Origin of the sequence: Ruminococcus sp. 1001136sp1, assembly GCF_039841815.1 — a bacterium.
In the GTDB taxonomy this organism is placed as follows: domain Bacteria; phylum Bacillota; class Clostridia; order Lachnospirales; family Lachnospiraceae; genus Blautia_A; species Blautia_A faecis.
In genome coordinates this window covers 38290-57956 of record NZ_JBDPGY010000006.1, presented here as the reverse complement: position 1 = coordinate 57956, position 19667 = coordinate 38290, and the positions used below count along the sequence as shown (strand labels likewise).

The 19667-nt window shown below is 44.1% G+C and carries 18 protein-coding genes; 4 read left to right on the top strand and 14 right to left on the bottom strand.

The features are described from left to right. Window positions 1-308: 308 nt before the first annotated feature. A complete protein-coding gene (locus ABHC48_RS06800) occupies window positions 309-1994 on the top strand; it encodes a formate--tetrahydrofolate ligase (RefSeq protein ID WP_173717513.1) in 1686 nt (561 codons plus the stop codon). A gap of 186 nt (window positions 1995-2180) precedes the next feature. Here ABHC48_RS06800 and ABHC48_RS06795 read toward each other — a convergent pair whose 3' ends face one another. Further along, a complete protein-coding gene (locus ABHC48_RS06795) occupies window positions 2181-3053 on the bottom strand; it encodes a phosphoribosylaminoimidazolesuccinocarboxamide synthase (protein WP_173717512.1) in 873 nt (290 codons plus the stop codon). A gap of 326 nt (window positions 3054-3379) precedes the next feature. Here ABHC48_RS06795 and ABHC48_RS06790 point away from each other — a divergent pair, with 326 nt between their 5' ends. Then, complete coding sequence (locus ABHC48_RS06790) at window positions 3380-4180, top strand: Cof-type HAD-IIB family hydrolase (RefSeq protein ID WP_195478342.1); 801 nt, start codon at window positions 3380-3382, stop codon at window positions 4178-4180. A gap of 108 nt (window positions 4181-4288) precedes the next feature. Here ABHC48_RS06790 and xylB read toward each other — a convergent pair whose 3' ends face one another. From xylB to ABHC48_RS06765, 5 genes are all read right to left on the bottom strand, one after another. Continuing rightward, entirely contained in the window at window positions 4289-5755 is a 1467-nt protein-coding gene (gene xylB, locus ABHC48_RS06785) for a xylulokinase (protein WP_195699096.1), read from the bottom strand. 239 nt (window positions 5756-5994) lie between these two features. Then, window positions 5995-7476 (bottom strand): fucose isomerase, encoded by a 1482-nt coding sequence (locus ABHC48_RS06780; RefSeq protein ID WP_195379498.1) that lies wholly within the window; start codon window positions 7474-7476, stop codon window positions 5995-5997. 166 nt (window positions 7477-7642) lie between these two features. Continuing rightward, the gene (locus tag ABHC48_RS06775; protein WP_226815961.1) at window positions 7643-8260 is read right to left on the bottom strand and encodes a DUF4867 family protein; all 618 of its coding nucleotides are present in this window, start codon (window positions 8258-8260) and stop codon (window positions 7643-7645) included. Between the two features lie 206 nt (window positions 8261-8466). Beyond that, on the bottom strand, window positions 8467-9330 hold the full coding sequence (locus ABHC48_RS06770; protein ID WP_173719166.1) for an AraC family transcriptional regulator: 864 nt from the start codon (window positions 9328-9330) through the stop codon (window positions 8467-8469). After that, a complete protein-coding gene (locus tag ABHC48_RS06765; RefSeq protein ID WP_319017295.1) occupies window positions 9309-9506 on the bottom strand; it encodes a DUF6783 domain-containing protein in 198 nt (65 codons plus the stop codon). Before ABHC48_RS06765 ends, ABHC48_RS06770 begins: the two co-directional genes overlap by 22 nt. Here ABHC48_RS06765 and ABHC48_RS06760 point away from each other — a divergent pair. After that, window positions 9426-9599, top strand: a complete 174-nt coding sequence (locus tag ABHC48_RS06760) for a DUF6783 domain-containing protein (protein WP_319017296.1) — start codon at window positions 9426-9428, stop codon at window positions 9597-9599. The two genes, ABHC48_RS06765 and ABHC48_RS06760, sit on opposite strands and share 81 nt — an antisense overlap. Before the next feature lie 160 nt (window positions 9600-9759). Then, the gene (locus tag ABHC48_RS06755; RefSeq protein ID WP_118581811.1) at window positions 9760-10038 is read left to right on the top strand and encodes a type II toxin-antitoxin system HicB family antitoxin; all 279 of its coding nucleotides are present in this window, start codon (window positions 9760-9762) and stop codon (window positions 10036-10038) included. Between the two features lie 147 nt (window positions 10039-10185). On the opposite strand, the gene ABHC48_RS06750 is transcribed toward ABHC48_RS06755, so the two are convergent. The 8 genes from ABHC48_RS06750 to feoB form a co-directional block, all read right to left on the bottom strand. Further along, window positions 10186-11430 carry an AGE family epimerase/isomerase gene (locus tag ABHC48_RS06750; RefSeq protein ID WP_195699095.1) on the bottom strand — a complete coding sequence of 415 codons (1245 nt, stop codon included), beginning with the start codon at window positions 11428-11430 and terminating at the stop codon, window positions 10186-10188. Window positions 11431-11787: 357 nt separating this feature from the next. After that, entirely contained in the window at window positions 11788-12210 is a 423-nt protein-coding gene (locus tag ABHC48_RS06745; RefSeq protein WP_118581817.1) for a flavodoxin, read from the bottom strand. 156 nt (window positions 12211-12366) lie between these two features. Then, a complete protein-coding gene (locus ABHC48_RS06740; RefSeq protein WP_195699094.1) occupies window positions 12367-12918 on the bottom strand; it encodes a DUF3793 family protein in 552 nt (183 codons plus the stop codon). Window positions 12919-12989: 71 nt separating this feature from the next. Continuing rightward, the gene (locus ABHC48_RS06735) at window positions 12990-13277 is read right to left on the bottom strand and encodes a DUF2325 domain-containing protein (protein ID WP_118581906.1); all 288 of its coding nucleotides are present in this window, start codon (window positions 13275-13277) and stop codon (window positions 12990-12992) included. 467 nt (window positions 13278-13744) lie between these two features. Further along, window positions 13745-15832: a heavy metal translocating P-type ATPase gene (locus ABHC48_RS06730; protein ID WP_227200998.1), complete on the bottom strand. Its 2088-nt coding sequence runs from the start codon at window positions 15830-15832 to the stop codon at window positions 13745-13747. A 203-nt stretch (window positions 15833-16035) separates the two neighbouring features. Further along, on the bottom strand, window positions 16036-16362 hold the full coding sequence (locus ABHC48_RS06725; protein ID WP_173719160.1) for a DUF6110 family protein: 327 nt from the start codon (window positions 16360-16362) through the stop codon (window positions 16036-16038). A 300-nt stretch (window positions 16363-16662) separates the two neighbouring features. Further along, window positions 16663-17136, bottom strand: a complete 474-nt coding sequence (locus ABHC48_RS06720) for a transcriptional repressor (RefSeq protein WP_306467816.1) — start codon at window positions 17134-17136, stop codon at window positions 16663-16665. Between the two features lie 204 nt (window positions 17137-17340). After that, window positions 17341-19494: a ferrous iron transport protein B gene (gene feoB / locus ABHC48_RS06715; RefSeq protein ID WP_118581829.1), complete on the bottom strand. Its 2154-nt coding sequence runs from the start codon at window positions 19492-19494 to the stop codon at window positions 17341-17343. Window positions 19495-19667: the final 173 nt, after the last annotated feature.

The window sequence follows — 19667 nt, the reverse complement described above, 5'->3', positions numbered from 1 at the left end:
CAAAATGTTTTTTTAATGATACAATGAACACATCAATTGAAAAGCTTCTGAATACTGACGGATCGTGGAGTTAACCACAGGGACTTCAGGAGCAGATCATGAGGATTACTGTTTACAGCAGCTGCACCTTATTTTGCAGACAGCATAGGCAGTAATTTCCAGCCGACCGTCTGGGCAGTATTTGAATCATCAGATACTGCCCTTTTTTTACCGGGAGGTACCTCCGACATGAGGGAAATACCGTTGTCTTTTTAAGAAGCGGTTATATAAAAACCATTTAATCTTACACAACGAAAGGAGCTTTTATTATGGGGTTTAAAAGTGACATCGAAATCGCACAGGAATGTGAAATGAAACCAATCACTGAGATTGCAGCTAAAGCAGGTATTGCGGACAAATATCTTGAGCAGTATGGTAAATACAAAGCAAAAATCGACTACAATCTTCTGAAAGAAACAGATAAGAATGATGGCAAACTGATTCTGGTTACCGCTATCAACCCGACTCCTGCCGGAGAAGGAAAAACCACTACTACAGTTGGTCTGGCAGACGCTATGCAGAAGCTTGGCAAGAACGTTATGGTAGCTCTTCGTGAGCCATCCCTTGGACCGGTATTCGGTGTAAAAGGCGGTGCAGCAGGCGGCGGATATGCCCAGGTAGTTCCAATGGAAGATATCAACCTTCACTTCACAGGTGACTTCCACGCAATCGGCGCAGCAAACAACCTTCTTGCAGCAATGATCGATAACCATATTTTCCAGGGCAATGCTCTTAACATCGACCCACGTAAGATCACATGGAGAAGATGTGTAGATATGAACGACCGTCAGCTTCGTAATGTAGTAGACGGACTTGGCGGAAGAACAAACGGTATGCCTCGTGAAGACGGCTATGACATCACGGTAGCTTCCGAGATCATGGCTGTTCTCTGTCTTGCAAGTGATATCAAAGACCTGAAAGAAAGACTTTCCAGAATCATCATCGGTTATACATATGGCAAACCGTCAGAGCAGAAACCGGTAACAGCTGGTGATCTTCATGCAGAGGGTGCTATGACAGCACTTCTGAAAGATGCTCTGAAACCAAACCTTGTTCAGACACTGGAGCATGTACCTGCAATCGTTCACGGCGGACCATTCGCAAACATTGCTCACGGATGTAACTCCGTAACCGCTACCAAGATGTCTCTGAAGCTTGCTGATTACACCATCACAGAGGCTGGATTCGGTGCTGACCTTGGTGCCGAGAAATTCCTTGATATCAAATGCCGTATGGCTGGTCTGAAACCAAATGCAGTTGTTATCGTTGCTACTGTCCGTGCACTGAAATACAATGGCGGCGTTCCGAAGGCTGATCTTAACAATGAGAACCTTGAGGCTCTTGAGAAAGGTCTTCCAAACCTTCTGAAACACGTAAGCAACATCAAAAATGTTTACAAGCTTCCATGTGTTGTTGCAATCAATGCATTCCCGACAGATACCAAGGCAGAGCTTGACCTGGTAGAAGCAAAATGTAAAGAGCTTGGCGTTAATGTTGCACTTTCTGAAGTATGGGCAAAAGGCGGCGAAGGCGGTATTAAATTAGCTGAGGAAGTAATCCGTCTTGTTGAAGAGCCAAACGACTTCACATATTCCTATGAGCTTGAAGGCTCTATCGAAGATAAGCTGAACCAGATCGTTCAGAAAATCTATGGCGGTAAGAGAGTTGTTCTCACAGCAAACGCTCAGAAACAGGCAAAACAGCTTGAGGAACTGGGATTCGGAAACTGCCCGATCTGTGTAGCAAAAACACAGTACAGCTTAACAGATGACCAGACCAAGCTTGGTGCTCCTACAGACTTCGAAGTAACCGTTCGTAACCTGAAGATTTCTGCAGGTGCAGGCTTCATCGTAGCCCTCACAGGAGAGATCATGACCATGCCAGGTCTTCCAAAGGTTCCGGCTGCTGAGAAAATCGATGTAGACGAAACAGGTAAGATCACAGGACTGTTCTGATTTTTACATGTCAGCCAGGTTTCCGTGTAAACATGGATTTGGCACGTTGCTCACAAAAATCAACGCCCGGGAGACCCAAACTCCCGGGCGCTTTTTACATACAAGCAAAGTGTATCCTTTGAAAATAAAATAAAGGATTTTATCAGCCTGCCAGGGACAAATGCCCTGGCAGTATTTGTATATTGCTTATTTCAGCTTCTCCCCTGTAAGCATCTCATATGCCTGGAGATATTTGTCGATTGTCTTGTCCACGATTTCCTGTGGAAGAGTCCAGTCGTTGTCCGGGTTTGCTTTCAGCCAGTCACGGGCAAACTGCTTGTCAAAGGATGGCTGGCCATGACCTGGCTCATATCCATCTGCCGGCCAGAATCTGGAGCTGTCCGGTGTAAGCATCTCATCACCAATAACAATATTACCATTTTCATCAAGTCCAAACTCAAATTTGGTATCTGCAATAATAATACCTTTGCTTAAAGCATACTCAGCACATTTTTTATATAATGCGATGGTGTAATCACGAATCTTCTCTGCATACTCCTGACCATGTCCCGGATAGTATTTCTCAAGATGGGTAACGCTCTGCTCAAAAGAAATATTCTCATCGTGGTCGCCGATCTCAGCCTTGGTAGAAGGTGTGTAAATAGGCTCAGGCAGCTTGTCAGACTCTTTCAGACCTTCCGGAAGAGTAATTCCGCAAACTGTACCATTCTTCTGGTAGCTTGCCCAGCCGCTTCCAGTGATATATCCACGAACGATGCACTCAACCGGGATCATATCCAGCTTGCGGCACATCATGCTGTTTCCGTCAAACTTATCCTGCTGGAAAAACTCCGGCATATCTTTTACATCAACAGAAATCATGTGGTTCGGCAGGATATCCTGGGTCATATCAAACCAGAACTTGGACATCTGTGTAAGAACAGTGCCTTTCTTCGTCACTTCGTTGTTCAGGATCACATCAAAACAGCTGATACGGTCTGTCGCAACCATGATCAGGCTGTCTCCGTTGTCGTAAATCTCGCGTACTTTGCCTTCTTTAACTGGCTTCATTTCCTGCATAGCTTTACACCTCATCACTTTTCTATTTTTCATTTTTGTAAAAGTCCCAAAGGCATGACTGTTTCACAATCTCAGCCTGCCTGTTTCCGCTTTTACAGCACCCAATTATTTTACCATTTTGCAAACAAAAAAACAATTCTCTTAAATGCCGAAATCAAGGCATCTTTTCCCGAAATCCATGTGAATCTTCACATGTAACCATTCAAAGTGATTGATTCCTGCACTATCTTCGTTTTATAATAAGAAAAAACAACCAGCAGGATACTCTGCCTGCGAGGGGCATTTCAGCTCACAAAACTAATTTACCATATATTCCAGGAGGCACTATGATCTATAAATTTGCAGCCGCCGACATGGACGGTACTTTATTAAATGACAAAAACGAAATTACACCATACACCATTGAAATAATCCGGCAGGCAGCCGCGCAGGGACTGATTTTCTCCATTTGCACCGGGCGCCCCATTCAGGGAGTGGAGCGCTATCAGAAACAGCTGGGCATTCAGGGACCTGTGATCACTTATAATGGGGCTATGATCCTGGATTCTGCTGACGGACGCGTTCTGTATAGACAGGAGCTGAAAGCTGACGATGCGCGTCTGATTCTGGAAGCAGGACTGAACTATGATACTACCATGTGCATCTGGTCGGACAATAGATTATATGGGAACAAGCTGAATAACCGGATTCAGGAATACAGCCAGGCTACCAAGGTAACGCCCCTTCTCATGCCATCTATCGACAAGCTTTTGGCGCAGGGGATTACGAAAATTCTCTGGTATGACGATGTTTCCCAAATTCAGCAAATAGAAAAAGAGCTACGGAAAACAGCTCATTTTCATAACGTAACCTTCTGCACCTCCAAGCCCTTCTATCTGGAGTTCTTCAACAGTAAGGTGTCAAAGGCTGCAGCTATTGATTGCATTGGTAAGCTCTACGATTTCACCCCCGCTGAAACTATCGCTATCGGCGACGGTTTCAATGACCTCTCCATGATCCGCTATGCTGCCCTTGGCGTTGCCATGGAAAATGCACCAGATGGCGTGAAAGAGTCTGCGGATTATATCACTGCACGCACTAACAATGAGGATGGTGTTGCAGAAGTTCTGGAGAAATTTGTTTTATAGAATCATGACTATACAAAAATGGTGATTGTGTTAATTATTTCACATTCAACACAATCACCATTCTATTAATCCGTTTTAAACCAAATTTTGTCCGCCTTGCTATATCTCTTACAGATTCTTAAACAACGGCTTCATAGCCGGATACAGTTCTTTGAACTTCTGGTATCTCTCCTCATATTTCGCAGCCAGTTCTGGAGTAGGCTCTACAGTATCCACTACTTTTGCAAGCTTCTTGCCAGCAGTCTCAACGTCCGGATAAACACCGCATCCTACTGCTGCCAGCATAGCACCGCCAAGGGATGGTCCCTCTTCCACTTCCAGAACGTCAACCTTAATATTCATAACATTTGCAATAATCTGCTTCCACAGCGGGCTCTTTGCACCACCGCCACAGATCTTGGTACGCTCAATTTTAATTCCAAGACTCTTTGCAACCTCCAGAGAATCACGAAGTGCGAAAGCAACTCCCTCCAATACAGCCTGAGTCATATCTGCTCTTGAGGTGTCCATGGACATGCCGAAGAATACGCCTCTTGCATCTGGATCGTTGTGTGGGGAACGCTCGCCCATCAGGTATGGCAGGAAGAATACGTGATTCTCACCAAGCTTCTGGATAGGCGCCTGCTCTGCTGCGAAGTCCTTCGTTCCAAGAATCTCCTCGGCCCACCATTTATTACAGGAAGCAGCGCTGAGCATACATCCCATCAGATGATAGCTTCCATCTGCATGGCAGAAAGAATGAAGGGCATTGTACTCATCTACACCAAAATTCTTGCTGGAAATAAATACAGTTCCAGAAGTACCAAGGGAAATATTGCACTGTCCATCACCAACTGTTCCAGTACCAACAGCTGCTGCCGCATTGTCTCCAGCACCAGCGATAACCTTTACATTCTCAGAGAAGCCAAGCTCTTTAGCAACCTCTGGTTTCAGTGTTCCAACAACCTCCCAGCTCTCATAAACCTTCGGAAGCTGCTCCTCTTTCACACCGCAGATTTCCATCATTTCTTTAGACCAGCAGCGATTCTTTACATCCAGAAGAAGCATACCTGAAGCGTCAGATACATCTGTGCAGAAGGAGCCGCTTAAACGATAAGCCAGGTAATCCTTTGGAAGCATGATCTTCACAACTTTTGCAAATTTCTCTGGCTCATTTTTCTTCATCCACAGGATCTTCGGAGCAGTAAAGCCTGCAAATGCGATATTTGCAGTATACTGGGAAAGCTTGTCCTTTCCGATCACATTATTCAGATAATCTGTCTCTTCAGAAGTACGTCCGTCATTCCACAAAATTGCAGGACGAATTACCTGATCCTGATCATCTAAAGTTACCAGTCCATGCATCTGTCCGCCGAAGCTGATTCCGGCAACCTGGGAGCGATCAATGCCCTCTGTCAGTTCTTTCATACCAGCCATACTCTGGGTATACCAGTCTTCCGGATTTTGCTCAGACCAGCCCGGATGCGGGAAAAATAATGGATATTCTTTTGATACGATATTACAGATTTTTCCGGATTCTTCCATAAGAAGAAGTTTTACTGCGGAAGTACCAAGATCAACACCGATAAAATACATTTTTATCCTCCTTAAGTTCATGCCTTAGGCGTTCCTTCTAGGCTTTCCGGCCAGAACCCTCTTAGAATGCTCTGCCCGCCTATTCTAAAAACAGCCGTACCGCATAAAGTGGTACGGCCGTTTCTATATACGCCTATAATTCTATTCAAATCGTCCCTTCCTGCTTTTTAAGCAAGAAGCAATCATTCTACATTGCTCTCAACTTTGTACACAGCAATTACTTACTGTTTATTTAAGCATTAGCCCCATGGATTCTCTGTAGGATATCTTACACCAGCTGGCTGGTTGTAACCGATCTTCTTAACATCAAGTCCAAGGAATTTCACTACTTCGTAGAATGCCTTTCCATAATGTCCGAACATAACTGCACCGTGATGCGGGTAGTTGCCCTCGATCAGTACGTGACGGTAGAATCTTCCCATCTCTTTGATTGCGAAGATACCAATACCACCAAAGGATCTTGTAGGTACGTCAAGAACTTCACCTTCTGCAACATAAGAAACAAGCTCTCCCTCAGAGTTGCACTGCAGACGATAGAATGTAATATCAGAAGCAGCGATATCTCCCTCCAGAGTTCCTCTTGTGAAATCTGGCTCAGATCCTTCCGGTTCAAGAAGTCTGTGCTGGATCAGCTGATATTTAACAGCTCTGGAATCGCACATCTTGCAGGCCGGAGTATTTCCGCAATGGAAGCCCATGAATGTATCGGTAAGCTTATAATCATATTTGCCCTTGATATCCTCATCATAGATGTACTGAGGAACGGAGTTGTTGATGTCAAGCAGTGTAACAGCGTCATTGGAAATGCAAAGTCCGATGTACTCGCTAAGAGCTCCGTAGATATCAACCTCACAGGATACCGGGATTCCTCTTGCAGCAAGACGGCTGTTTACATAGCATGGCTCAAATCCAAACTGTGACGGGAATGCAGGCCAGCATTTATCAGCAAATGCAACGTATTTTCTTGCTCCCTTGTGAGCCTCAGCCCAGTCAAGAAGAGTAAGCTCAAACTGTGCCATCTTAGCATTAAGATCTTCATAATATTTGCCTTCGCCCATCTCTTTTGCCATATCAGCACAGACATCCGGGATACGAGGATCATTCTCATGCTCTTTAAAGGAAACAAGAAGGTCAAGCTCAGAGTTCTCTTCAATCTCAACGCCCAGCTCATAGAGTCCTTTGATCGGTGCGTTACATGCGAAGAAGTCCTGTGGACGTGGTCCAAAGGTAATGATCTTCAGGTTACGAACACCGATAACGGCACGTGCAACTGGTACGAAGTCAGCGATCATGGTAGCAATGTCAGTTGCAGTTCCAACCGGATATTCCGGAATATAAGCTTCAAGATGACGCATCTTTAAGTTGTAGGAGCAGTTCAGCATACCGCAGTAAGCATCACCACGACCATTGATCATATCGCCATCGCCCTCAGCAGCAGCTACATACATGCAAGGTCCATCAAATCTCTCAGCGATCAGGGTCTCTGGAGTCTCTGGTCCGAAGTTTCCAAGGAAAACAACAAGTGCATTACACTCAGCTTTGTTTACATCCTCGAGAGCCTTCTCCATGTCTTTCTCATTCTCAACAGTTACTGGACATTCATAAAGCTCACCCTTGTAAGCGTCCATGATAGCTGCGCGTCTCTTCTCAGAAAGCTGAATCGGGAAACAGTCACGGCTTACTGCGATTAATCCAAGTTTTACTACTGGTATATTGTTCATAATAGGTATTCCTCCATATTTTAATTTTTTAAGAAACTTTCAATTGTGGTAGCTATGTAAGCTCCTCAGGTCTCAATATTCATTTTTCAAACAGACTTTAGTAGTTACCCACCAACAACGTGTCGGTTTATCTTCTGAAAAAAATGAGCAACTATGAATTATTTTATCAGTCAATTGTGATATTCTCACCCTTCAGACCATTAAATGCGCCAGCGATCTTCGCATCCTCATGTGCGATCAGCCATTTGTTCTTGGCTGTCATCAAGCTGTCCTCTCCCGTCTTCTCAGTCTGGAAAGTAAGGTCTGTGTTAGTTCCTTTCGGAAGTACAACAACACACTGGAAACCGCCCTCATTCACATGACATGGTGCGTAGTGAAGTGTGGTAGCGTATACCTCGATTCCGGTTCCTGCCGGTACAAGGAATGCCTCGATCTTAGATGTATCATAGGTATGATCCGGCTCAATGTCCTGCTGATGTCCGATAAGAAGGACAAGATCTGTAACCGCTACATTGATCTCGGAATTACGATGATACTCCACTGCATTCAGCTTCTTGTTATGGCCGTTGCAGTATCCGATCTGGACCGGCAGCCCGCCGTATCCCTTGTTCTGCAGGTCCTTCATAATATCCAGTGCCTCCAGCTCCTCAACAGATGGAACATAGATTACGTCCTCTGGAACCGGAGTGTGTTTCATCTCCTTGATAAGACCTGTAAAGTCGTATCCCTCCAGCACCTGTCCATATTTACGGAATGCCGGATCTGTTACTTTCTGAATCTTCACGATTAACCTCCTTTTGCGCATATCAGAATGCGGACATGGCTGCTATCTGCCACTCTCACAGCAGTCCAACATGCTCATACTCAAGATTCCCGAACCAGCTGCTGATCTCAGTCTGCCCTGGTTCTTTCTGCATGAAAAAAGCATACCATATTCTGATATGCTTTACGACGGTTTTCTTGTCTTATCTATAGCACTTTTTTGACATTTTATTCTTTTGGAGTTGTATTAAATTTTTGTCTTACTTCGCTTGGAAGTCTGTTATATTTCTTCTGAAACTCTCTGGAAAAGGCTCTGCTGCTGGCAAAGCCGTTGTCCAGGGCAATCTGGCTCACTGTTTTCTCTGTATTCATCAGTTCCCGACATGCATAAGACATGCGAATTTCCTGTAAATAAGTCTTAAAATTGATTTTTGCATACTTTTTGAACATTCGCGACAAATAAGCGTCTGAATAGCCAAATAAATTTGCCATCTCAGAAAGTTTCAGTTCTTCTGTATAATGCTCACGCATATAAGTGGTAATTTTTGACAAAGCATCCAGTCGTCGGCTATCCTGAATTTCCTCCTGTGCAGCCTCGGTCTCACGATAATCCCTTACCATCAGGTACAAAATATTGTAGTACAGGGCCATAGTCCGGTACTCCCATCCTTCTTCACGGGCACAGTACACCTTATAAAGCTCCTCAATAAAAAATGCCAGCTTCCGATTATCCGGAGCCTTGGACTTCTGATCCTTTGCCACACGGGCTGCACTTGTAAATCGGATAAACCGCTGGGCAGTAAAATATTTTTCAAACTGCTTCAGTGGAATCTGCAAAACCACAGTCTCATTTTTCCTGGGGGCGTGAATGGAGTGGATCTCATTGGAATTGATGATGATCAGCCCGCCAGCCTCCAGGGGGTACTCTTCTTCATTAAGAAAAAAAGTCAGTCTGCCTTTTAGCACTGCAAAAATCTCAATTGAGGTATGCCAGTGTTTTTCTCTTTCGTAATTGCCGTGTCCGCCTTCAAATAAAAAGATTTTGAAAGGAAGACCTTCGTTTGGTATGATCAATTCATGCTGAAATTCCAAGATTTCACCTCCGGCAGGTATATTTCTATAAAGCCGCGCCATTTTCTTTCAGTTCCGAACCGGCTAGAGCGTGTTTGAAAAAGGCTTTCTGCAAGATGTGCGTCACAATTTGTGGGAGATTTCGCTCGGATGAGGGCGCCGTAGCGGGCTACGGCAACCGAATTCGGGTGAAATATACCGCAAAGTGGGGCGTGCAGATTGCGGGAATGATTTTTCAAACACGCTCTAAAGTCTCTTGCTGTAAGAATATCATTTTCCCCTATATTTGACAATCCTGTTTCTTAGATTCTTTTTGGCTCCGCTGCCACGTCTTTTCTCGTTTCGTATTTTCTTAAATACAAGTTTTTTCTTATCTTGTATTTACCAGCTCAAACGCTTATAATTGAAATTAATTTTCAATATGTTATTTTTATTTTCGGGAGGTTTATCATGAAATTTATATATCCTGCTGTTTTTAAGAAAACCGAAGATGGTCGTTATAAGGGAACTTTCCCAGACCTGGAAGGCTGCTTCGGAGAAGGAGACACTTTAGACGAAGCTATCGAAAGCGCTAACGCTGCTGCATTCGACTGGATTTCTGTAGAGCTCTCCGAAGAAGTTCCAGAGCTGCCTCCGATCACAGATCCAGATGATATGGAATTAGAAGATGAGGATGTGGTCAGAAATATCCAGGTGAACATCCGGTTGTATGATGGGTGGGATGAATGAAGTTTACCGTGAGTGTTTGAAATGTCCGCTTACGTTCCAGACTTCACTGACTTACCTAATAAGTCCAAAATGGGGAGGCAAAGCCTCCCCCATTAATTTTATCACTGTACCTGGTCAGAACCTTCTCAGTTACAAAATATTTTTGTTTTATCTTGCCTGCTTCTTCACTGCCACTGCAATGGACAGACCGGGAGCATAATATGGAATCAATGTAGCCTGCAGTGCATGATAAATATCAGACTTTCCAGGCCATACGGTCTCCAGAAGATTGTTCTCTCTGTCCAGCTGGTGGAACCAGGAACCGTTTACGTGATCCAGAACTTTCTCATCCAGATATTTCATAAACTCTGCATAATCTGCTGCGTATTTCTCATTATCTGTTACATGGAACAGAACGGAAGAGGTGTTGATTGCTTCTGCAAGAGTCCAGTGCATTCTGTCATGGACTACAGGTTTGCCGTTCCAGTCTGTTGTGTAACAGATTCCCGGTGCACCGTCTGCATTCCATGCGTCAGCAACTGCGCGGTTATACAGATTCTCTGCAGCTTCAATATAAGGTGCTGCGCCAGCCTTGTCCTCTTTATATGTAGAAAGCGCCCACTGTGTGATCAGTCTTGCCCACTCAATTCCGTGTCCCGGAGTTGCGCCGTATGGCTTAAACTGGTCGTCCGGGCGGTCTTTGTTGCATTCCAGATCCGGTACCCAGTCACTGGAAAAATGCTCCGGTATACGCCAGTTATTGTCCTTTGCCCATACCAGAACATGGTCGATGATCCTGCCTGCACGTACACGATATTTCTCATCCCCGGTCACATCAGCTGCGGCAAGAAACGCCTCAACAGTATGCATATTTGCATTCAAGCCTCGATAGGAATCCAGCTCTGTAAATTCTGTGTTCCAGGTATCACAGGAAAGTCCTTCTTCCTCGTTCCAGAATCTCAGATCATAAAGTGCCAAGGCATCTTTCAAAAGCTCTGCTGCCCCTTCTCTGCAGGCCAACACGCCGGAAGAAGCTGCCAGAATTACAAATGCATGGGCATAGCACTGCTTGGTTGGAACAATTTCATTGTCCTTTGTAAGACCTGCATACCAACCACCATTTTGATCATCGTGAAGCTCGCCTCTAAGCCCCTTCAACGCTGCATCAGCCAATGCCTCGCTGCCTTCATGTCCAAGCATGGAACCAATGCTGTACACATGTGTCATACGGCTTGTGATCCAGGTTTCACGGTTACGGTCTTTCCAGGGAGTGCCGTCATCTCCAAGATAATAGGAGCTTCCTCCTGGTGCCGGAAACTGATGTCCGAAGCTTAATAAGCCATCTCTAACATCCTGCAGAAATTTCTGGTTTTCAGCTGTTCCAAGCTGATATTTATTCTCTGTAACTGCCATTTCTGTTTTCTCCTTTTATACTGTAATATCCTGTGAAAGTCCCGCTCTACAGCTGACTCTCATATATAGTGATGTCACAAATAGGCAACAAATCCGTTTTGTGATGATCTCCCACTTTGCAATCTTCATTTTACCTTATCTGGAAGGCCTTGAACAGAGGGGTGAACTTTGGCTTTTATGGGGATTTTTACTGTTTCACTTTTCTGACACAATTATACTCCCAGACGGGATTTCGGTCAATTTATTTAAGTTTCATCAAAACAGCCGCCATTAGTACATTATTTGCACTAATAGCGGCTGTAAATGTTATTATTGTTATAATAATCTATATTCTGTTTTTTTCAAAAACAGTTCCAATCAGCAGATAGCTTTTCCAAGCTCAATGCAGGCTGCCTGAGCCTCATCATCTGGCTCTTCGTTGCAGATTACACTGTCAACAGCAAGTGCAACGCCATCGTTCTGGCATTTTTCTTCCCAGCTGCGCATCCAGTCGCCGTCTCCCCATCCGTAGGAACCGAAGAGCGCTACTTTTTTGCCTGCAAGCTTTGGCTCACATGCTTCGAATACCGGCTGGAATACGGAATCCTCAAGCTCCTCATCTCCCATTGCAGGGCATCCGAAAGCTACACCGTCAAAACTGCTGATATCTGTTCCATCAAAATCATCTGCACTGATCACTTCTACCTCAGCTCCTGCAGCTTTTGCACCTTCCGCTACTTTATTTGCCATTTCCTCTGTATTACCAGTTCCGCTCCAATATACAACTGCTACTTTACTCATAACTTCACTTAACCTCTTTCTTTTATAATTTTATTGCCAGCCTGTGAGATCATTTATGTTTTATCCTCCACATCTGGCACTTTAATAACGAAAGTCAGCTTTTCCGTGACTCTTATCGCTTTTTGGCTGTCACCCATAGTGGACTTTCATTGTATGTCAGGCAGCCACTGTCAGCTGCAGAACACTCCTGCCTTTTGCCCATAGATTCCGATAAACCTCGCGGCATTTATGGTACTTCTGAAACATTTTCAATGCTTCACATTCATTACAATATACTTTCCAGCAGCCGGAACATTTATAATTCTGTCCGCCATTCTGGATAAAACCAATTACGTCCCCAAGTGGATAATCAAGAAAAATCCCAATCTCATGTGGAAAATCCTCTGATGCCTCAAAGCGCTTCTTCAATAACGCCAGGCACTGTTCCGGTTCTGTATTTTCATATCCATATTGCTTCAGAAACCGGGCAACTCCGGGACGATTCAGATTCTGTGCCAGCTGTTTTTCCCGGTATACATAAACCAGTGAACGGTTGCCACGGCTGCGAAGTGCCAACAGCTTCACACCCTTTTGATTCATCAACTGATTCCACATAAAAATTTGAAGGTTTATATTTTCTCCATCTTCACAGCAGGCATTAAAAAGATTGGCTGCTTTTAGTGAAGCGAGGGTTGGAGCACAGTGCTCAATGAGACATTTCTCGATCATGATAAACTCCTGTCATTAGCTGCATTCAAAATACTATAACCCCTTTGCGAATGTGGCTCGCAAATTCTTCTTTATGCCATCACTGCATGCTCATCCAATGCACACTTTAAGGCGCTTGCGCTGCTGGTATGGATGCGCGCTACCGGAATATTGTTTTTCTTTGCTTCCTGGGATGCACTGATGACCATTTTATGGGACACTGTATTGGTAAAAAGCACCATCAGATCCGGACATCCGATTTTTTTACGGATGGCGCCGTTCTCTTTTGGAAAAACCTTCGCCTTATATCCATAGTCTTTGCAGATATCGGTATACTGACATACCATTCTCTCATTTCCGCCGATAATTACAATACTCATGTAAATTGTCCTTTCCGGGTTTCCTGAAGCTTCTGAAAATGAAGAAAATTCCCAGCTTCCAGGCAATGTTTTCTTTCTATTTTCGTTAGTCTGTTCTAACCCTTTGTTAAAAAAATTAGAAGCTTTTCGTTTACTGTTTACAACCTTCCCAGTAACGCCTGCACTTCTGAAATATGTTTTAGTTGCTGCAGTCCTTTACATTTTATTTTATGTAAAATGTGCTGATTATATATTTTTATAGTTCTACGCTTCGGTTAGCTTATGCTAACTTTTATGGTGTTAGTTTACACTAATCCTTTATTTCTGTCAAGTACTAAGCAAAAAAAAGAGAGCTAATGAAAAACAGTCTCATTAACTCTCTGATTATATTCTGAAGTTCCACTATTACCGCAGAGCGTGTTTGAAAAATCATTCCCGCAATCAGAACCCGATTTTTTTACAATGTCCGCAATGCGCGACACATCCGTTCAGATTTCCTCAGTGCCCACCAGATTCTTCATACTGTTCATACCGATCAGCAATGTTGAAGTATTGTGAAGCAATGCTGAGGTAGTCGGCTGCAGGATTCCGGCAACGCCCAGCAGGATCAGACCAGTGTTAAATCCTACGATCGTTCTGTAATTATTGTGGATACGCTTCATCAGCGCGTCACTGATATGCTTCAGAACTACGATACCTTCCAGATTATCCGCACCGATAGTGATGTCTGCAATCTCTCTTGCAATCTCAGCGCCTTCGCTTACTGCAATACCTGCGTCAGCTGCAGAAAGTGCCGGGGAATCGTTAATTCCATCACCCAGCATGACAACCTTGCGTCCTTTTGCTTTCTCTTTTTCCACGAAGCTTGCTTTATCTTCCGGAAGAACCTCAGAATAATATTCGTCAACGCCGACCTTGGCAGCAACAGCCCTGGCTGTACGTTCACTGTCTCCGGTCATCATAACCACCTTGCTGAATCCGGCTTTTTTCAGCGCTTTTACAACTGCAGGAGCTTCCTCACGGAGAGGATCCTCAATGCAGATAACAGCTGCAAGACTGCCTTCAATTGCAAGATACAGATGGGAATACTCATTTGGAAGATTTTTAAACTTCTCTTCCATGCCTTCCGGAATGGTACATTTCTCATCCTCGAATACAAAATGGGAGCTTCCGATGATTGCTTTTTTCCCCTCAATGGTTGTAGAAATACCATGAGCCACAATGTATTCTACTTTGGAATGCATTTCCTCATGATCCAGTTTTCTCTTCTTCGCTGCGTCTACAACAGCTTTCGCCATGGAATGGGGAAAATGTTCTTCCAGGCAGGCTGCAATTCTTAGCAGTTCATTTTCGTTCTGTCCATTAAACGGAACAACCTCAGCTACTGTAGGTTCTGCCTTGGTAAGCGTACCAGTCTTGTCAAATACGATCGTATCGGCATCCGCAACTGCCTCCAGAAATTTACCGCCTTTCACAGTGATTTTGTATTCTCCTGCCTCCCGGATAGCGGAAAGTACAGAAACCGGCATTGCCAGCTTCAGGGCACAGGAGAAATCAACCATCAATACGGAAACAGCCTTGGTTACATTTCTGGTAAGCAGATAAGTAAGTGCAGTACCGCCAAGTGTGTATGGGACCAGTCTGTCCGCCAGGTGCTCGGCCTTGCTCTCAAGACCGGATTTCAGTTTCTCAGTATCCTCGATCATGGCTGCGATTTTCTCATAACGGCTGGAACCACCAACTGCTTTTACAGTAATGACAGCCTCGCCCTCTTCCACAACCGTACCTGCGTATACGGAATTTCCTTCCACTTTTCTTACAGGAACAGATTCACCAGTCAGGGAAGCCTGGTTTACCATAGCCTCGCCCTCTGCGATCAAACCGTCAAATGGGACCACATTTCCCATATGTACTACAACCATATCTCCGGCCTGGATCTTGTCTGCATCCACCAGCACTTCCGTACCTTCACTGCGAAGCCATACCTTACCAGTGTTCAGAGACATGGTACGTGCCAGATCATCCACAGATTTCTTGTGGGTCCACTCCTCAAGCAGTTCTCCGATTCCAAGCAGGAACATAACAGAACCGGCTGTGGAGAAGTCGCCGCGGAAAATAGAAACACCGATTGCAGTTGCATCCAGAACCGGAACCTCGATCTTACGCTTCCAGAGTGTCTTGACTCCCAGCCAGATGTATTTCACAGACATTGCAGTGGTATAGATTGCAGACAATGGATATGGCAAAAGCAGTTTGCGTCCGTAATGGAAAATAACTTTATTTACCAGCTTCTCCTTATAAGTCTCATTTAATTCTCTTCCGGAATTCTCCAGCACCTGAGCGGGTACGCTGACACGGCTGTAACCAAATGCCTGAATTGCCTTTAACAGTTCATTCCGTTCTCCAGTGTAATAGATAAGAGCATCACTGGTACGATTAAAGACCTGGGCCTTCTTTACTCCATCCAGATTTTCCAAGTAATACTGAAGGGTATCTGCCTGGGTAAAATTCATATATTTTTGAAAAAGATGGACTCTGATACGTCCTTTTTTCTCATGTTTAATTGTAAATTTCAACTTGTTCACCTACTTTTTCTTCAAAGCAAGAGTTACTGTTCATTACGTTTACCGTAATCGCTTCGCGCCACACTCTTCGAAATTTTAGTAAGGTTTGTTCACCAAAATATTTCGCAGAGTTTTTCAAAGGAACAGCAACGATTAAGAGGACTGTCGCAAAAACGGCAGTCCCCAATATGTTTGCAAGGTATTACACTGCCAGATTACTCAGCAGCTTCCTCTGTCTCAGCCTCTTCAGCTTCATCAGTCTCTTTAAACTCTGTCTCGCCTTCAGCTGCCTCATCCTCAAACGGCTCCTCAGCTGCTTTTCTGTCCTCGTTGATCTGCTGTGCATCTGCATAGATATCACCTGCATTTTCCTGAACAGTTGTAACCGTCTTCATTACACAGTCCTTTGCTCTTAAAACAGCTGCTGTGCACTCTGTGTAAACTTTTTTCGCATCTTTGCTGGAAAGAAGCTTGATACCTGCTGTTCCGAATAAAACACCTGCTGCAAAAAGTCCTGTCTTGTCCCATTTAAAACTTGCCATGATTAAATTCCTCCTTATAGTGAAACGCTATTGTTGTTAATTATTTTTCAATATTTTGGTATTATATATCAGGTTTTCTGAAATTCCCAGTGCTATTTTGCTTATCGAGAAATATTCTCATTATCTCCCTGTTTTAGGGCGTGTTTGAAAAAACTTTCTGCAAGATGTACGTCACAATTTGAGTGAAATATACCGCAAAGAGGAGCGTGCAGATTGCGGGAATGCTTTTTCAAACAGGCTCTAACTCTCTCCCCTGGATAACTGCTATTTTTATATGCCTTCATACTATCATGCCAGTTTTCAAGCACCGCACTTTGACATGGTCATCTCAATACTCTCAATATCCTGATCTCCAATATAGCCCATATTTTTCAATCCTTCTCTTACAACCTGTTTCCAGACTTCAGAAGGCAGCTTACAGACAGTAGCATCGCTAAGTCTTACCGTGCAGCCATTTTCCTGGCAGCATGCTGCACAGCTGGAAATCCGGTACATGTTCTTTCGGCTGATGGCGCCGATTTTTTCCAGCATATTTACCATACGGTAAATTGTGGCAGGTCCAATATTTCGGTCTTTCTCCTGCACCTTGTAATAAATCTCCTTACAGCAGGAACACTCCTCCTCCAGAATAATATCCAGTATCAGCTGGCGCTGTCTGGTGATCCTGCAGCCTTGTTCGCGTAATCGTTCAAGGATCATATCTTTCTGCATTTGTGTCCGCTGATATGCTTCCTGATTTTCATATGCTTTTTCTTCAACTGCGTTTTTCATCATTTTCATCGCCATCCTTTTTGATTTCTGTATGATTTTATATCAGGGCTGGAATTTCTATATAAGGAGAAACCATAACGGTTCACGCCTTCACTGCTGCAGAGCATCTTTTTCCAAAGTGAAAAGATATGGTGATTTCCCCTTATATAAAAATTCCAGCCTGTATCTTTTAAGGGATACAGGCTGAATTATTTTTAACAACTTTGCTTAAGCAATACTCTTTGTATTAACTTTTAAGCTGTTGCTCTCTTTATATGGTCTGAACAGCAGGTACAGGAATGCTGCAACCAGAACGAATGCAACAACTGTTCCGATTCCAAATCCGCCGCCTGTAAGCAGTGTACCAATCTGATAAATGCAAAGGGAAACTACATAAGCAAGACCGCACTGATAGCCGATTGCAAACCAGAACCATTTTGCATTGTTCATCTCTCTCTTAATAGCACCCATAGCTGCGAAACAAGGAGCACAAAGAAGGTTGAATACCAAGAATCCGTATGCTGCAATAGGAGTCATTACCTGTGCAAGATTTCCCCAGATCTCAGCTCCATCCTCTGCAACCTCAGCAAATCCGAAGAGCATACCAAATGTAGCAACAACGTTCTCTTTTGCAATAAGACCTGTTACGGCAGCAACTGCCATCTTCCAGCCTTCTCCTGCTTTTGTCCATCCAAGAGGAGCAAAAATCCAGGCGATTGCAGAACCGATCTTGGCAAGAATACTGTTGTTCAGCTCTTCTACCATTCCAAAGGAACCGCCTTCCCAGCCGAATCCCATAAGGAACCAGAGAACGATGGTGGAAAGAAGAATGATGGTACCGGCTTTCTTGATGAAGGACCAGCCTCTCTCCCACATGCTTCTCAGAATATTGCCAACGGTTGGCCAGTGATATGCCGGAAGCTCCATAACGAATGGTGCCGGCTCGCCAGCGAACATTTTTGTTTTCTTAAGGATAATACCGGAGCAGATGATTGCTGCGATGCCAACAAAGTAAGAGCTTGTAGCAACCCATCCGCTGTTGTTAAAGAATGCACCTGCGATCATTGCAATGATCGGGAGCTTCGCACCACAAGGAACAAATGTTGTAGTCATGATTGTCATTTTACGGTCACGGTCGTTCTCGATTGTACGGGAAGCCATAACTCCAGGAACACCACATCCGGAACCGATCAGCATTGGAATAAAGGATTTTCCGGAAAGACCGAATTTACGGAAGATTCTGTCCATGATGAATGCAACACGAGCCATGTAACCGCAGGACTCAAGGAATGCAAGGAACAGGAACAGAACCAGCATCTGCGGCACGAAACCAAGTACAGCGCCAACACCGGCAACAATACCGTCAAGAATCAGTCCCTGCAGCCATGCAGCGCAATTTACAGCTTCCAGAGCAGACTCAACTGCCGGAGGAATAATCTCACCGAAGAGTACATCATTTGTCCAATCTGTTACAATAGTTCCAACAGTGGTTACAGACACATAATAAACAACCCACATTACAACTGCGAAGATCGGAAGCGCCAGCCATCTGTTGGTTACGATTCTGTCGATCTTATCGGAGGTTGTAAGTTTCTTTCCTGTAGAGGATTTTGTATAGCACTGTCCAATAATGGAAGAGATGTATACATAACGCTCGTTTGTGATAATACTCTCTGTATCATCATCGAATTTATCTTCCAGAGCCTTTACTTCGTAAGACACATCCGGAACACTCTTCATCTGCTCTACGATCTTGTCATCTTTCTCGATAAGCTTGATTGCAAAGAAACGTTTCTGAGCCTCTGCAACAGTTCCTGTCAGCTTATTCTCAACAGATTTAATCGCATCCTCAACATCCTGTGCAAATTCGTGAACCGGAATTGTTTTCTTTTTGCTCTGTGCTGCGCTGATTGCTTTCTCAGCAGCTTTCATGATTCCGGTTCCTTTCAGAGCGGAAATCTCAACTACTTCGCAGCCAAGCTTTTTGCTTAATTTGTCAATGTGGATCTTGTTTCCGGATTTCTGAACCAGATCCATCATGTTGATAGCCATAACTACCGGGATTCCAAGCTCCATGATCTGTGTGGACAGATACAGGTTACGCTCAAGGTTTGTACCATCTACGATGTTGATGATCGCATCTGGCATTTCATTGATCAGGTAATTTCTGGCAACCACTTCCTCAAGTGTGTATGGGGAAAGGGAATAAATACCAGGAAGGTCCATGATGGTTACATCCTTATGACCTTTCAGTTTACCTTCTTTTTTCTCTACTGTTACACCAGGCCAGTTACCAACGAACTGATTAGAGCCGGTCAGTGCATTGAATAATGTGGTCTTGCCGCAGTTAGGGTTACCTGCAAGTGCAATCTTAATCGACATTTTCATGCCTCCTCTTTCTTTCCAGATTTTCTTTTTTCCGGGCTTATTATATACAGCTTCTGCTGATTTTAGTTGCCCTATGCTGCCGATTGTTTCAATCAGCTTTCGTTTGTTAGCTTTTCAACCCTTTATTAGGTTTCGCTAACCCACAAGGTAAAAAAAATTGCCCATTC

What these genes read in the sequence shown, in the direction of transcription:
- ABHC48_RS06800 (WP_173717513.1), top strand. Translation starts at nt 309, where the DNA reads ATGGGGTTTAAAAGTGACATCGAAATCGCACAGGAATGTGAAATGAAA.
- ABHC48_RS06795 (WP_173717512.1), bottom strand. Translation starts at nt 3,053, where the DNA reads ATGCAGGAAATGAAGCCAGTTAAAGAAGGCAAAGTACGCGAGATTTAC.
- ABHC48_RS06790 (WP_195478342.1), top strand. Translation starts at nt 3,380, where the DNA reads ATGATCTATAAATTTGCAGCCGCCGACATGGACGGTACTTTATTAAAT.
- xylB (WP_195699096.1), bottom strand. Translation starts at nt 5,755, where the DNA reads ATGTATTTTATCGGTGTTGATCTTGGTACTTCCGCAGTAAAACTTCTT.
- ABHC48_RS06780 (WP_195379498.1), bottom strand. Translation starts at nt 7,476, where the DNA reads ATGAACAATATACCAGTAGTAAAACTTGGATTAATCGCAGTAAGCCGT.
- ABHC48_RS06760 (WP_319017296.1), top strand. Translation starts at nt 9,426, where the DNA reads ATGTGCGTCACAATTTGTGGGAGATTTCGCTCGGATGAGGGCGCCGTA.
- ABHC48_RS06755 (WP_118581811.1), top strand. Translation starts at nt 9,760, where the DNA reads ATGAAATTTATATATCCTGCTGTTTTTAAGAAAACCGAAGATGGTCGT.
- ABHC48_RS06750 (WP_195699095.1), bottom strand. Translation starts at nt 11,430, where the DNA reads ATGGCAGTTACAGAGAATAAATATCAGCTTGGAACAGCTGAAAACCAG.
- ABHC48_RS06745 (WP_118581817.1), bottom strand. Translation starts at nt 12,210, where the DNA reads ATGAGTAAAGTAGCAGTTGTATATTGGAGCGGAACTGGTAATACAGAG.
- ABHC48_RS06740 (WP_195699094.1), bottom strand. Translation starts at nt 12,918, where the DNA reads ATGATCGAGAAATGTCTCATTGAGCACTGTGCTCCAACCCTCGCTTCA.
- ABHC48_RS06735 (WP_118581906.1), bottom strand. Translation starts at nt 13,277, where the DNA reads ATGAGTATTGTAATTATCGGCGGAAATGAGAGAATGGTATGTCAGTAT.
- ABHC48_RS06725 (WP_173719160.1), bottom strand. Translation starts at nt 16,362, where the DNA reads ATGGCAAGTTTTAAATGGGACAAGACAGGACTTTTTGCAGCAGGTGTT.
- ABHC48_RS06720 (WP_306467816.1), bottom strand. Translation starts at nt 17,136, where the DNA reads ATGATGAAAAACGCAGTTGAAGAAAAAGCATATGAAAATCAGGAAGCA.
- feoB (WP_118581829.1), bottom strand. Translation starts at nt 19,494, where the DNA reads ATGTCGATTAAGATTGCACTTGCAGGTAACCCTAACTGCGGCAAGACC.